12 protein-coding genes are annotated in these 12,870 nt (G+C 68.6%); 10 read left to right on the forward strand and 2 right to left on the reverse strand.

Annotation, left to right across the window (positions count from 1 at the left end; genetic code table 11):
* Positions 1-798: phosphatidate cytidylyltransferase (locus I71_RS08155; protein WP_042693686.1), on the forward strand; the 798-nt coding region annotated here is incomplete at its 5' end.
* Positions 799-812: 14 nt separating this feature from the next.
* Here I71_RS08155 and I71_RS08160 read toward each other — a convergent pair.
* Positions 813-2,291, reverse strand: a complete 1,479-nt coding sequence (locus I71_RS08160) for a PLP-dependent aminotransferase family protein (protein WP_083897044.1) — start codon at positions 2,289-2,291, stop codon at positions 813-815.
* 523 nt (positions 2,292-2,814) lie between these two features.
* On the opposite strand from I71_RS08160, the gene I71_RS08165 reads away from it, so the two are divergent.
* The 9 genes from I71_RS08165 to I71_RS08205 are packed head-to-tail and all read left to right on the forward strand — an operon-like array spanning position 2,815 to position 10,673.
* Positions 2,815-3,297, forward strand: a complete 483-nt coding sequence (locus tag I71_RS08165; protein ID WP_042693693.1) for an MSMEG_0572/Sll0783 family nitrogen starvation response protein — start codon at positions 2,815-2,817, stop codon at positions 3,295-3,297.
* 33 nt (positions 3,298-3,330) lie between these two features.
* Positions 3,331-4,341, forward strand: coding sequence for a Nit6803 family nitrilase (locus I71_RS08170; protein ID WP_042693694.1), 1,011 nt, complete (start codon positions 3,331-3,333; stop codon positions 4,339-4,341).
* A complete protein-coding gene (locus tag I71_RS08175) occupies positions 4,307-5,419 on the forward strand; it encodes an MSMEG_0568 family radical SAM protein (RefSeq protein ID WP_199902128.1) in 1,113 nt (370 codons plus the stop codon). The genes I71_RS08170 and I71_RS08175 overlap by 35 nt, the downstream gene beginning before the upstream one ends.
* A gap of 23 nt (positions 5,420-5,442) precedes the next feature.
* A complete protein-coding gene (locus I71_RS08180) occupies positions 5,443-6,699 on the forward strand; it encodes an MSMEG_0569 family flavin-dependent oxidoreductase (RefSeq protein ID WP_042693695.1) in 1,257 nt (418 codons plus the stop codon).
* Positions 6,700-6,744: 45 nt separating this feature from the next.
* Complete coding sequence (locus I71_RS08185; protein ID WP_083897045.1) at positions 6,745-7,332, forward strand: MSMEG_0567/Sll0786 family nitrogen starvation N-acetyltransferase; 588 nt, start codon at positions 6,745-6,747, stop codon at positions 7,330-7,332.
* Positions 7,329-8,324, forward strand: a complete 996-nt coding sequence (locus I71_RS08190) for a sll0787 family AIR synthase-like protein (protein WP_042693696.1) — start codon at positions 7,329-7,331, stop codon at positions 8,322-8,324. The genes I71_RS08185 and I71_RS08190 overlap by 4 nt, the downstream gene beginning before the upstream one ends.
* Positions 8,321-9,499 carry an MSMEG_0565 family glycosyltransferase gene (locus I71_RS08195; RefSeq protein WP_042693697.1) on the forward strand — a complete coding sequence of 393 codons (1,179 nt, stop codon included), beginning with the start codon at positions 8,321-8,323 and terminating at the stop codon, positions 9,497-9,499. The genes I71_RS08190 and I71_RS08195 overlap by 4 nt, the downstream gene beginning before the upstream one ends.
* The gene (locus tag I71_RS08200; RefSeq protein WP_042693699.1) at positions 9,492-9,776 is read left to right on the forward strand and encodes an MSMEG_0570 family nitrogen starvation response protein; all 285 of its coding nucleotides are present in this window, start codon (positions 9,492-9,494) and stop codon (positions 9,774-9,776) included. The genes I71_RS08195 and I71_RS08200 overlap by 8 nt, the downstream gene beginning before the upstream one ends.
* Positions 9,777-9,794: 18 nt before the next feature.
* A complete protein-coding gene (locus tag I71_RS08205; protein ID WP_042693701.1) occupies positions 9,795-10,673 on the forward strand; it encodes a Pnap_2097 family protein in 879 nt (292 codons plus the stop codon).
* Between the two features lie 23 nt (positions 10,674-10,696).
* On the opposite strand, the gene I71_RS08210 is transcribed toward I71_RS08205, so the two are convergent.
* Positions 10,697-12,870: M48 family metallopeptidase (locus I71_RS08210; protein WP_083897046.1), on the reverse strand; the 2,174-nt coding region annotated here is incomplete at its 5' end.

Here is a 12,870-nt window from a genome sequence, read left to right on the forward strand (position 1 = left end):
CGCTCCTGGTGGGTGATGGTGGCGCTGTTCGCCGCGGCGATGCTGCTGGGCAGCGTGGTGACGCTGGTGCTGTTCACCCTGCTGTCCTATCTGGCGCTGCGCGAGTTCATCACGCTGACGCCGACCCGGCGCGGCGACCATGCCGGGCTGTTCCTGTCCTTCTTCCTGGTCGTGCCGCTGCAATACTGGCTGATCGCGATCGGCTGGTACGGGCTGTTCTCGATCTTCATCCCGGTCTATGTCTTCATGGCGCTGCCGTCGCTGTCGGTGCTGGGCGCCGATCCGACCGACTTCCTGACCCGCACCGCCAAGGCGCAATGGGGGTTGATGCTGGCGGTCTATTGCACCAGCCACGCGCCGGCCCTGCTGTGGCTCGACATCCCCGGCTACCGGCTGCCCAGCGCCCTGCTGCTGCTCTATCTGATGACGGTGGCGCAGCTGAGCGACGTCTTCCAGTACGTCTTCGGCAAGCTGTGGGGCAAGACCCGGCTGTCACCCGGCATCAGCCCGTCCAAGACGGTGGAAGGGCTGGTCGGCGGCGGGCTGACCGCCGTCGCCATCGGCACCGGTCTGCACGTCATCACGCCCTTCTCGCCGCTGCAGGCAGCGGGCATGTCGCTGATCATCGTGATCGCCGGCTTCTTCGGCGGCTTTGTCCTGTCGGCGATGAAGCGCGACCTTGGGGTCAAGGACTGGGGCACCATGATCGAGGGGCATGGCGGTGTCCTCGACCGCCTCGATTCCATCGTGTTCTCGGCGCCGCTGTTCTTCCACCTAACGCGCTACTGGTTCACCTGAGCAGGAGGCGCGCTTCACAGAAAGACGGAAGCCAGCTCCGGCGGCCGCGACAGGGTGTGGGCGATCATCTCCAGCGCACTGCGGGTCTCGTCGCGGTCGCAGCCTCCCAGACAGAGCCGGACCGCCTCAGGCGCCGGGCTGTTCACCGAGAAGGCGTCGCTGACGACAATGCCGAGCTTCGCCCCGCGCAGGGTCGCGGCGAAGCTCGACCGGCTCCATCCCTCGGGCAGCGGCAACCAGTAATGGAAGGCTTCGGGCTTCGAGCGCAGGGCCGATCCCGGCAGGATGCCACGGGCGATGGTCTGGCGCAGGGTCGATTCCGTGCGAATGGCTGCCAGGATACCCTGCGCCGTGCCGTCGCCGATCCAGCGGGTCGCCAGCGCCACGGTCAATGGCGAAGCCATCACCGTCGTCGCCCGCAGGAAGGCGGACAGCTGCCAGACATGGCGGGCCTCGGGAACCGTCAGATAGGCGACGCGCAGACCGGCTCCAAGAATCTTCGCCACACCGGCGATGTGGAAGACGATGTCCGGCGCCAGGGCCGCCATCGGAACCGGACCGCCGACCGGCAGCGCACCATAGGCGTCATCCTCGACGATGGCGACGCCATGCAGACGGGCAATGTCGACGAGGGCCTGACGGCGTTCCGCCGAAAGGGTGACGGTGGTGGGGTTCTGCAGGGTCGGATTGCAGTAGAGCGCCTTGGGCGGACGGGTGCGGCAGACCTCGGCGAAAGCATCGGGCAGGATGCCGTCCTCGTCCATCGGCAGGCCGATCACCTCCAGCCCCAGCTGCGCCGCCAGCCCGCGCAGACCGGGATACGTCAGCGTTTCGGCACAGATGCGGTCACCCGGGTTTGCCAGCGCGCCCAGCACCGCATGCAGGGCGCTGTGAGTGCCGGCGCAGACCAGCAGCCCGTCCGACCGCACCGAAAGGCCACGCAAGGCCAGCCAGTCGACGCCGCCCTGCCGTCCTGTTTCGGCGCCGCCGAACTCCTGATAGCGCAGCAGATCGACCAGATCCTGCCCGACCTCCGCCAGACCGGTCCGCATGCGCGCCAGCAGTTCCGGATCGTCGACGTCCGGCGGCAGGTTCATCGACAGATCGGCGGAACAGCGCGCGGTGGACCGGATGGAAGATTGGGCAATGGATGTGGCGGCAGCATCCGCTGCTAGCAGCGGTTCCGGAGCGCAAGGGGCTGCCGCGGCCCCGTCGCGGACGAAGGTGCCGGCACCGACGCGGGATTCGATCAGGCCACGCCGCTGCGCCTCCTGATACCCGCGGGCGACCGTGGTGAAATCGACCTCCAGCGCCTCGGCCAACACCCGCTGGGCCGGCAGCCGGGCGCCGGGTGGCAGCCGGCCACTGCGCATGTCGTCGGCGATCACGTCGGCGATCGCGACGTAGCGTGGCTTTTCGCTGCCGTGGATCACCGCATGCCAGGGGTGCGGGCGCCCGACGGGAGACAGAGACTGACCTTGTAGCGTTTGCATTCAAACCACGTCCAGCGCATGGATCCAAATTGTGCAGCGCCCGTTCCGGAGGCACCCCGCCCCGGACGGAACGGCGCATCCTAAGCGCCCCGCCCCATCCGTGGCAACCACCAGCTCAGACCCCGCGACAAACTTCCGCGGCCCTTTGTTTCCCGCCATTTCTTCCCTCCGGTGAAGCATGCCGCACCTCCCGTCGCTACTCGTCCAGACCTTTGCGAAGCGATGCCACGATGGCACGGGGATTCCGCCTAAACCATGAGCAGTCGGGCGGATTGGTTAAAATCGCGCCACCAGCAGCCCGATCATTGGGCGGAAACCGTCGCTTTGACGGCATTCATTATGCGCGTTTCTGATGTTGATTGTATGGAAATATAGGAGTTCCGCCAGAAAAGTGACGGGGTAAGTGACTGGCACGCACTTTGCTGATGACTGGACGCCGGACACTGTCACGCCAGCAGCGGACAGCCCGGCGCCGGGGGCGTCGATCCCGAAGACGCCGAGACCAAAAAAAGGAGTGCGATCCATGCCTGCCGTTACCAAGCCGCAAAACCAGACCGGCGATGTCCTGGTGGATTACGAAGAGAAGGTGTTCGAGGACGTCAAGGCCGAGCCGGGAGAAAAGGCCCTGGTCACCTTCCACACCGTGGCATTCGAGGGGTCCATCGGGCTGGTCAACCTGCTGCAGGCGACCCGGCTGCTGCGCAAGGGCTTCGAGACCTCGGTGCTGCTCTATGGCCCCGGCGTGACCCTGGGCGTCCAGCGCGGCTTCCCGACCCTGGGCGACGAGGCGTTCCCGGGCCATCAGGCGATGAACAAGCAGATCGTCAAGTTCATGGAGGAAGGCGGCAAGGTCTACGCCTGCCGCTTTGCGCTCCAGGCGCTTTACGGCCATGGCGAAGGTGCGTTGATCCCCGGCGTGCGCCCGATCAATCCGCTGGACGTGCTGGACATCGTCCTGCTCCACCGCAAAGCGAATGCATTCATTCTGAACACCTGGACGCTGTAACGGCATCTTAAGCGTAAGTCTGGAGGGCGGAGCATGATGGAGAAAAGAACGGTGCGGGTGGCGGCGGTGCAGATCGCTCCCGACCTGGACAGCGCGGATGGGACGGTGGAGCGGGTGTGCCGGGCGATTGCCGACGCCGCCGCACAAGGAGCGGCTCTGGTCGTCTTCCCGGAGACCTTCGTCCCCTACTATCCCTATTTCTCCTTCGTGCGCCCGCCCGTCCTGGCCGGCGCCGACCATCTGCGGCTCTATGAGCGGGCGGTCGTCGTGCCCGGCCCGGTCACCGAGGCGGTCGCCGCCGCCGCCCGCGCCAACGGCGTGGTGGTGGTTCTGGGGGTGAACGAGCGTGACCACGGTTCGCTTTACAACACCCAGCTGGTCTTCGACGCCGACGGCCGGCTGGTTCTGAAGCGACGCAAGATCACCCCGACCTATCACGAGCGCATGATCTGGGGTCAGGGCGACGGCGCCGGGCTGACCGTCGTCGACACCGCCGTCGGTCGGGTCGGGGCGCTGGCCTGCTGGGAGCATTACAACCCGCTGGCCCGCTATGCCCTGATGGCCCAGCACGAGGAAATCCACGTCGCCCAGTTTCCCGGATCGCTGGTCGGCCAGATCTTCGCCGACCAGATCGAGGTCACCATCCGCCACCACGCGCTGGAATCCGGCTGCTTCGTGGTGAACGCCACCGGCTGGCTGACCGACGAGCAGATCCAGTCGATCACCCCAGACGCCGGTTTGCAGAAGGCCCTGCGCGGCGGCTGCATGACCGCCATCGTCTCGCCGGAGGGCAACCATGTGGTGCCGCCGCTCACCTCGGGCGAAGGCATCCTCGTCGCCGACCTCGACATGAGTCTGATCACCAAGCGCAAGCGGATGATGGATTCGGTCGGCCATTACGCCCGGCCGGAACTGCTGTCGCTGACCCTCGACAATCGGCCTGCCGTGCCGATGACGACGACCAACCCCGCCCCTGCAATCGTCCCCTCCCCCAAAGCCGAGGCCGACCATGACGACGCCCAGCTCCTCCAGCTTGCCCGCTAGCCGGCTGATCACCGAACTCCAGTCCTTCGGCGTCCGGCTGGCCGATCCGCGGGCCGGGGCGCCCAGCCGCCGCGGCGGCGCCGGTCCCAGCGACCACAAGGCGATGACGGTGGACGGCCGCACCGTGATGGTGCCGGTCCACACCGCCGGCGCCTTCGCCTCCCCCTATGTCGCCGAGCCGCCCGGTCCCGATGGGGCCAGCCTGGTGCGGCGCGACGGGGTGGCGATGGGACGGGTGACCTTCCCGCGTCAGCCGCGCTTCTACGCGCTGCAGACCATGGACGGCGTCCCCTATTCAAAGATCGCCGTCCTGCATGGGGCCGACGTGCTGGCGACGACGGTGCTGCAGACCTGCATCCGTTACCAGAGCCGGACCAAGACCTGCCAGTTCTGCTCCATCGGCCAGTCTTTGGCGGCCGGGCGGACCATCGCCCGCAAGACGCCGGAACAGCTGGCCGAGGTGGCGCGGGCCGCCGTGCTGCTCGATGGCGTCCGCCATATGGTGATGACCACCGGCACGCCGCCCACCCCCGACCGCGGTGCCGCCATCCTGTGCGAGAGCGCCGCCGCGGTGAAGGCGGCGGTCGATCTGCCGATCCAGGGCCAGTGCGAACCGCCCGACGACGACCGCTGGTTCGCCCGCCTGCGCGCCGCCGGCATCGACACGCTCGGCATGCATCTGGAGGCGGTGACGCCGGAGGTGCGCGCCCGCATCATGCCCGGCAAGGCCAGCGTCCCGCTCGACCGCTACTACAGCGCCTTCGAGGCGGCGGTGCCGGTCTTCGGTCGCGGGCAGGTCTCCACCTACATCCTGGCCGGGCTGGGCGACAGCCGCGAGGCGATCCTGGAGATGGCCGAGCGGCTGATCGGGATGGGCGTCTATCCCTTCGTCGTCCCCTTCGTCCCGGTCTCCGGCACGCCGCTGGAGGACCACCCCGCCCCGTCCCCCGCCTTCATGCACGATCTGCTGTCCGCTGTCGGCGGAATGCTGAAAGGCGCCGGCATGCGGGCATCCGACAGCAAGGCCGGCTGCGGCAAATGCGGCGCCTGTTCCGCCCTGTCGCTCTTCGAAGACTGACCCTTTTTCCCGGAGTTTCCCCCATGAGCAGCGTTCCCCATTTCCCGGTCGTCATCGTCGGCGGCGGACAGGCCGGCCTGTCGGTCAGCCACAATCTGAAGAAGCAGGGCATCGAGCATCTGGTTCTGGAGAAGAACCGGATCGGCCATTCCTGGCGCAGCGACCGCTGGGACAGCTTCTGCCTCGTCACGCCCAACTGGCAGTGCCGTCTGCCCGATTACCCCTACCAGGGGTCCGATCCCACCGGCTACATGGTGAAGGACGAGATCGTCGCCTATCTGGAAGGCTTCGCCGAGATGGTGAAGCCGCCGATCCGCGAAGGCGTCGCCGTCACCCGCCTGTCGCGCGGCGCGCATGGCGGGTTCGATCTGGAGACCAGCGACGGGCCGATGACCGCCGACCAGGTGGTGGTGGCGACCGGCGGCTACGACATCCCGATCGTTCCGCCCTACGCCCACGCCCTGTCGCGCGACATCGTCCAGATGCATTCGGTCGACTACCGCAACCCCGACCAGCTGCCGCCGGGCGCCGTGCTGGTCGTCGGCTCCGGCCAGTCGGGCGTGCAGATCATGGAGGATCTCTATATCGCCGGCCGGCAGGTCCATCTGTGCGTCGGCCCGGCCCCGCGTTCTCCCCGCAGCTATCGCGGCAAGGACGCGACGGAATGGCTGATGGAGATGGGCTACTACAAGCTGACGGTCGACAAGCACCCGCTGGGCGACCGCGCCAAGGAGAAGACCAACCACTATATGTCCGGCCGCGCCGGCGGGCACGAGATCGACCTGCGCCGCTTCGCCCTGCAGGGGGTCAAGCTCTATGGCAGCATGGCGGGGATGGACGGCTCCACCGTGCGCTTCGCCGACGATCTGGCGAAGAACCTCGACGACGCAGACGAGGTCTATGTCTCGATCCGGCGCGACATCGACGCCTACATCGCCAAGGCCGGCATCGACGCTCCGGAAGAGCCGCCCTTCGTCCCGGTCTGGGCGCCGCAGGACATCCCGGCGGCCATCGACTGCGCCGCCGAGGGTATTTCCGCCATCGTCTGGGCCATCGGCTTCCGCCCCAACTATGGCTGGATCGAGCTGCCGGCCTTCGACGGCCGCGGCAATCCGAAGTTCCGGCGCGGCGTGTCGCCGGTGGACGGGCTCTATTTCATCGGGCTGCCCTGGCTGAACACCTGGGGGTCGGGCCGCTTCCTGGGCGTGGCCGAGGATTCGGCCTATCTGGCCGAGGCGATGCGCGCCCGCATCGACGCCCGCCAGCCGGTCGCCGCCTGATCCCCATACCGTTCTCCCGTACCGCCCTCCCAGGGAGCCAGCCCCATGGCAGAGACCACGACGTCCGACAGCCCGTTGTTTTCCGTCATCGCGAACCCGCTCCCTGAACGGCCGTTCGTTCCCGGCCTGCACCGCATCAAGCATGCGACCGAAGGCTGGGAACTGCGGCAGGCGGCGGCCCTGCGCCGGCAGGTCTTCTGTGTCGAACAGGGCCTGTTCGACGGCGACGACCGCGACGCCATCGACGACCGGGCGCTGACCATCGTCGCCCTGTCGGAGCTGTGCGGCATGCCGGACCGGGTGGTGGGCACCGTTCGCATCCACGAACCGGAGCCGGGGGAATGGATCGGCTCGCGGCTGGCGGTGGCGGCGGACCATCGGCGGGCCGGCTCGCTGGGGGCGTCGCTGATCCGTATGGCGGTCTGCACGGCGACGGCGCGCGGCTGCAGCCGCTTCCACGCCCTGGTGCAGAGCCAGAATGCCCTGCTGTTCCGGCGGCTGCGCTGGCACACCGTGGCGGAGGTCATGCTGCACGGCCGGCCCCACCACCATATGGAGGCGGATCTCGCCCATTATCCGCCGATCCATGACGGTGCGGCCGGCTTCCTGACGCTGGCGCGGAGAGCGGCATGAGTGCCGCCCTCCCGTCGCTGTCGGAACTTGCCGACCGGCTGCGCGCCAGTCCCGGCTTCGCGCACAAGGCCGACATCGCCGCGGTGGTCGGCACGCTCGGTGTCGGCGGAGGCGGGGCGGTGCCGGTCGGCGATGACTGTGCCGCCATTCCCGATGGCGACGGCCATCTGCTGGTCGCCGCCGAAGGCTTCGTCAACGGCTTCGTCGCGGCGGAACCCTGGTTCGCCGGCTGGTGCGGCGTGATGGTGAATGTCAGCGACATCGCGGCGATGGGCGGCCGACCGCTCGCCGTCGTCGACGCGCTGTGGAGCTGCGGCGAGGAGCAGGCCCGGCCCATCCTCGACGGGCTGCGGGCCGCTTCGGCCGCCTACGGCGTGCCCATCGTCGGCGGCCACACCAACAGCCGCAGCGACCGCCCGCAGCTGGCGGTGTCCATCGTCGGCCGGGCCGGGCCGCTGCTCACCAGCTTCGACGCCCGGCCGGGCGACCGGCTGATGATGGCGGTGGATCTGCGCGGCCGCTATCACGAACCCAACCCCTTCTACGACGCCGCCACCGCCGCCCCGCCGGCGCGGCTGCGCGGCGATCTCGCCCTGCTGCCGGGACTGGCGGAGGACGGGCTGTGCCGCGCCGCCAAGGACATCAGCATGGCGGGGACCGTCGGCACGGCGCTGATGTTGCTGGAATGCTCCGGTGCCGGCGCCGTCATCGACGTCGCCGCAGTGCCACGGCCGGACGGCGTTCCGCTCGACCGCTGGCTGCTGTCCTTTCCCAGCTTCGGCTTCCTGCTGAGTGTGGCTCCGGAGCAGGAAGCAACGGTGGCTGCCCGTTTCCGCGCCCGCGACCTTGCCTGCACGACCATCGGCGAGGTGCGGCGGGGCAGCAAGGTTACGCTGACCGACGGCACGGACACGGTGCCGCTGTGGGATTTCGCCGACCGGCCCCTGATCGGCTGCGGCACGACCGGCCTTGCGGTGGAGACGCTGGCATGACGCTGTCGGTCGCCATCCTCGCCCATTCCACCAATCCACGCGGCGGCGTTGTCCATGCCCTGGAGCTTGGCGACACGCTGGCCGCGCTCGGCCATCGTGCCGTGGTGCATGCGCCGGATCCGGCCGGACACGGCTTCTTCCGGGAAACACGCTGCGAAACCGTCGGCGTGCCGGCCCGGCCGGTGCCGAAGGAAGTGGGGCTGCGGGCACTGGTCGAAACCCGGATCGCCGACTATGTCGCCCATTTCAACCAGCCCGCCGCGCCACGGTTCGACCTGTACCACGCCCAGGACGGCATCAGCGGCAACGCGCTCGCCGACCTGCGGGACCAGGGTCGGATCGCCGGCTATCTCTACACCGTCCACCATATCGATGGGTTCGGCGACCCGACGGTCGATACCCTGCAGATGCGGGCGATCCGCTCCGCCGACCGGGTTCTGTGCGTCAGCCGGCTGTGGCGGGACGTGCTGGCGCAGGAGTACGGCATCGACGCCGCCATCGTCAGCAACGGCGTTGACCGCAGCCGCTTCATCCCGGAGTCCAGGGCTGTGGATGCGGAGTGGCGCGACCGCCTGGGCTTGGCCGGCGGGCCGCTCTTCCTGTCGGTCGGCGGGGTCGAGGCGCGCAAGAACAGCGTCAGGATCCTCGACGCCTTCCGCCAGATCCGGCGCGACCGCCCGGACGCGCAGCTGATCGTCGCCGGCGGTGCCTCGCTGCTCGACCACAGCCCGGAACTGCGGGACTTCAACGCGCGCCTTGTCGACGGCAACCTTTCCACCGGTCCCGGCGGGGCGGTGATCCGCACCGGGCCGCTGCCCGACACGGCGATGCCGTCGCTCTACCGGCTGGCCGATGCGCTGGTCTTCCCATCGCTGCGCGAGGGGTTCGGGCTGGCCGTACTGGAGGCGATGGCCTGCGGCACGCCAACCATCGTCCCGTCCATCGCCCCCTTCACCGAACATCTGGCACCCGGCGACTCCGAATGGGTCGATCCGTTCGACAGCGTTTCCATCGCGCGGGCGATGCGCGCGGTGCTGGAACCGCGGCGGGCAGACGCGCTGCGCAGTGCCGGTCTGCAGCGGGCCGCCGGCTTCAGCTGGGAAACCTGCGCCGCCCGCCATGTCGCCGAATACACCCGTTTCCTGACCGGCCAAAGGAGCCTTGCCCATGCCTGAAATGAACTTCCGCGTGCGCTGGCCCGACGGCACGCTCTCGGACTGCTATTCGCCGTCCCTGGTGATCCGCGAACATCTGGAGGAGGGGAAAATCTATCGCCTCGCCGACTTCGTCCACATCAGCCGCACCGCCCTGACCATCGCCAGCGACCGCGTGGCGGCGAAGTTCGGTTTCCCCTGTTCGCGGGCAGCCCGCCAGATCGCCGTCATCGATGCCGAAGCCGCCCGCTTCGCCAACGACCCGGAAGCGACGGTCACGGTCGTCGCCCTCACCTGACCGAAGCGGGGAACACCCATGTCCGTTGCCCTGACGTCTGTTGCTCCCATAGCGTCCAGCCATTCCGCCGCCATTGGCGGGCCGATCACGGTGGGCATGCCGCAGCTTGGCCTGAATGGGCTGTCGGAACACTGGCTGCTGAAGGAGTGCGGGCACCGGCATTGGCTGATGCTGGCGGATCTGTTCGGACAGCCCTTGCCCGACTTCCGCGACAGCGAGGGCGCGACGCTCTACGCCACCTTCACCGGCCTCTCGCTGGACGGCGCCCGTCTGGACGAGGTGGCCGAGCATGACCGGCTCGCCATCGACGGCAGGATCGTCCGAACCTCGCGAACCCAGTATCTCAGCATCCAGACTGTCCATGCGAATGGCAGGCCGGTCGGAACCGTCACGTTGCAATCCATCTTCCTGAAACGGGCGGTGGCGGGCGACAATCTGAGCGTGCTGCGCGCGCTGCCCCATCCGGCGCCGAGACTGATCCCCGTCCTGTCCCCGGCGTCTCCCTTCGCCGCACGGTGCCAGCGCTTCCGGCGGGACGATTGGGACGAGCATTGGGGATTCCGCCGGACCGCGCGCCAGCCGGATGGCGAAATCCTGGTCGATCCCTGCCCGGCCGCCGACTTCAACGGCGCCGGCTTTCTCTATTTCGCCAGCTTCCCGACGATCATGGACCGGGCTGACTGGGCGCTGGAGCGCCCGGCCGGGGCCGGGTGGATCGTCACCGATCGCGACGTGTTCTATTACGGCAACATCAACCCCGGCGACCGTGTGATCGTCCGCCGCTGCGGTGTCCATGACGAGGGAAGCGCGCGCATCCGCTGGTTCGATATTCTGCGGGAAAGCGACGGCAAGCGGATCGCCGACGGGTTCTGGCGAAAAACAAGACCGGCGGCCTGACCTGAGACCTGCCGGTCAGCGCATCATCCTCCGGCAAGCCGGCGGCGGGCATAGGCGGCGGACAGGTAGCGGCTGACCAGCGCCTCGAATTCCGCCGCCTTCATCCCGCGGATGCCCATCGCCTCCAGCACCACGGTCCGATTGCGCCTGTTGACCTTGTTGTAAAGGGAAAAGCCGATCCGGTTGGGCAAGGGCGCCTCCTGATGCAGCGCCAGCACCAGCGCCAGCCGGCGCGATGCCGACACCTGCATTCCCGCCACGTCGGTCCAGGCAATGGCCTCCCGCAGCCGCGCCGAGACCAGGGCGTCGGGCGTCAGGGTCATCAACGGCACCTTCGTCTTGTGGCGGATCCAGGCCGCATAGCCCAAAGCAAAGCAGATCCCCGCGGCGGCCACCGCCCCGACGAATGCCCTCGTCCCCGGATCGCTGCCGAGGCCGAGTTCCCGCCCGAAGAAAACGGTGCAGATGGCGAAGACGGCGAACATCGCCGCGATGAAACCCATGGCCCAGATCATCGGCCTGCCGTTCTCGTAAAGCACGGTGTGCTCGACCGGAACTGCGGCGGCGGCGGCCTCCAGCTCTTCCCGGTTCAACCGATGCGCTTCCCGCGCCTCGTCGAGAAATGCCGCCGTCAAGGCCTGGCAAATCCCGGTCCAGTCGGAGAACAGCCGATGCGGCAGGCCGGTGTCGTCGGCCCGCGGTCCGCGGCCGGCACGCGCCAGCAGATGCTCGTCGAGCTGGACGCCAAGGCTGCCGATGCGCAGGACGGTGGTCGGGTGGCTGTCGGTCGGGTGGGGCTGGCACTCCTCCAGATGCGCGGCGGGATCGGGAAGACCCTTCTCGACGCGCCGCAGGATTTCGGCCATCAGATCCGGCCCGGCCGTTTCGGGGACGGAGAAGGCGTCATTCAGCGTCCCGACGATGACCGGCGCCAGTGTCGCCGTGCGCAGCAGGGCAAGGGGAACGCTCTCGGGACCGCTGACCAGACTGGCCCGGCGGTCGGCCTCCAACTCGCGTTGCCGCCGGTGCTGGGCGACGGCGACATCGAAGCTCTCCAGTGTGTGGAAGCCGAGATGCAGGGCCGGAGCGAGCAGGAAGCCGCCGGTGCCGGTGCGCTCGCCGAGCGCCGTCAGGGTCCGCCACAATCCGGCATGGATCGGGGCGAAGCGCCGGCTGTAGCTGGTATCCCCACCCGAGAAATGGGCAAGCTCATGGCCGATGACCGCCGCGAGTTCGGTCTCACCGATCAGCGGCAGGCAGGGCGCCGGCAGGTGAAGGGTACGACCCGACAGCACCCGCTCCCCCCCGAGCGGCCGGACCGGCGCTTCGGTGACGAAGAAGCCTTCGGTCAGGCCGATCAGGATGCTGTCCGGCATCAGCGCCTCGTGCTGGGCCGCGAGATCCTCGACGAACCGCCAGAGGCCGGGCGCCTCCTCCCGGTTCACCACCACGCCACGGATGTCGAGCGGTTCCATGCTGTAGAGATCGAAGACGCGGCGCATCGCGATCACCGCCATAACGGCACTGTAGGCGGCGAGCACGGCGAGCATCACGGCAGCGGCGAAGAGTTTGACGCTGCCAGCCGACAGATGGTCCCAGTACCACAGGCTCGCCGCTTCGAACAGTGAGGCCAAGACGCCGGCAATGCTGAGACCGACCAGCACCGCGGCAAGCACGAAGGGCAGCCCCCGCCTCAAGCGGTCGAAGCTGCGGATCAGGGCGTCGCGTGACCGCCGCGCCCGCAGGGCCGCGACCCGCGCCGCCAGCAACCCGGTCAGACCGGCAAGGAACGCCAGCAGGCCGCCGGCCATCGTGCCCCAGCTCAACGGATAGCGGATCTGCGAGACTTCGGCGCCCTCCTCCATCGTGTCGATGGCCTTGCGGACCCCGGCGATGGCCATGGAGACCGGCGTGCGGCGGCCATCCGGTCCGCCCAGGGTGACGATGGCCGATGGATTCTTCGCTTCGATCCGCTGGAGCTGGGCAAGGGCGTCCGGCAACTCCTGTCCGGCCTGCCGATACTCGTCGAGCGTCGCTGCGGCCCGCTGCTCCTGCCAGAACCCGAGAGCCACAAACATCAGTGGAACGATCAGCAGCCAGATGACGCGGATGAGCCACAGAGGAAGACGAATGCCACGCCGGACGGTGCCAGCCCTGCTGCCGGAAGCGATTGTGTCCGCCACGCCCGATCTCCCAT

The organism is Azospirillum sp. B506 (genome assembly GCF_000333595.1).
Taxonomy (GTDB): domain Bacteria; phylum Pseudomonadota; class Alphaproteobacteria; order Azospirillales; family Azospirillaceae; genus Azospirillum.

What these genes read in the sequence shown, in the direction of transcription:
- I71_RS08160 (WP_083897044.1), bottom strand. Translation starts at nt 2,291, where the DNA reads ATGCAAACGCTACAAGGTCAGTCTCTGTCTCCCGTCGGGCGCCCGCAC.
- I71_RS08165 (WP_042693693.1), top strand. Translation starts at nt 2,815, where the DNA reads ATGCCTGCCGTTACCAAGCCGCAAAACCAGACCGGCGATGTCCTGGTG.
- I71_RS08170 (WP_042693694.1), top strand. Translation starts at nt 3,331, where the DNA reads ATGATGGAGAAAAGAACGGTGCGGGTGGCGGCGGTGCAGATCGCTCCC.
- I71_RS08175 (WP_199902128.1), top strand. Translation starts at nt 4,307, where the DNA reads ATGACGACGCCCAGCTCCTCCAGCTTGCCCGCTAGCCGGCTGATCACC.
- I71_RS08180 (WP_042693695.1), top strand. Translation starts at nt 5,443, where the DNA reads ATGAGCAGCGTTCCCCATTTCCCGGTCGTCATCGTCGGCGGCGGACAG.
- I71_RS08185 (WP_083897045.1), top strand. Translation starts at nt 6,745, where the DNA reads ATGGCAGAGACCACGACGTCCGACAGCCCGTTGTTTTCCGTCATCGCG.
- I71_RS08190 (WP_042693696.1), top strand. Translation starts at nt 7,329, where the DNA reads ATGAGTGCCGCCCTCCCGTCGCTGTCGGAACTTGCCGACCGGCTGCGC.
- I71_RS08195 (WP_042693697.1), top strand. Translation starts at nt 8,321, where the DNA reads ATGACGCTGTCGGTCGCCATCCTCGCCCATTCCACCAATCCACGCGGC.
- I71_RS08200 (WP_042693699.1), top strand. Translation starts at nt 9,492, where the DNA reads ATGCCTGAAATGAACTTCCGCGTGCGCTGGCCCGACGGCACGCTCTCG.
- I71_RS08205 (WP_042693701.1), top strand. Translation starts at nt 9,795, where the DNA reads ATGTCCGTTGCCCTGACGTCTGTTGCTCCCATAGCGTCCAGCCATTCC.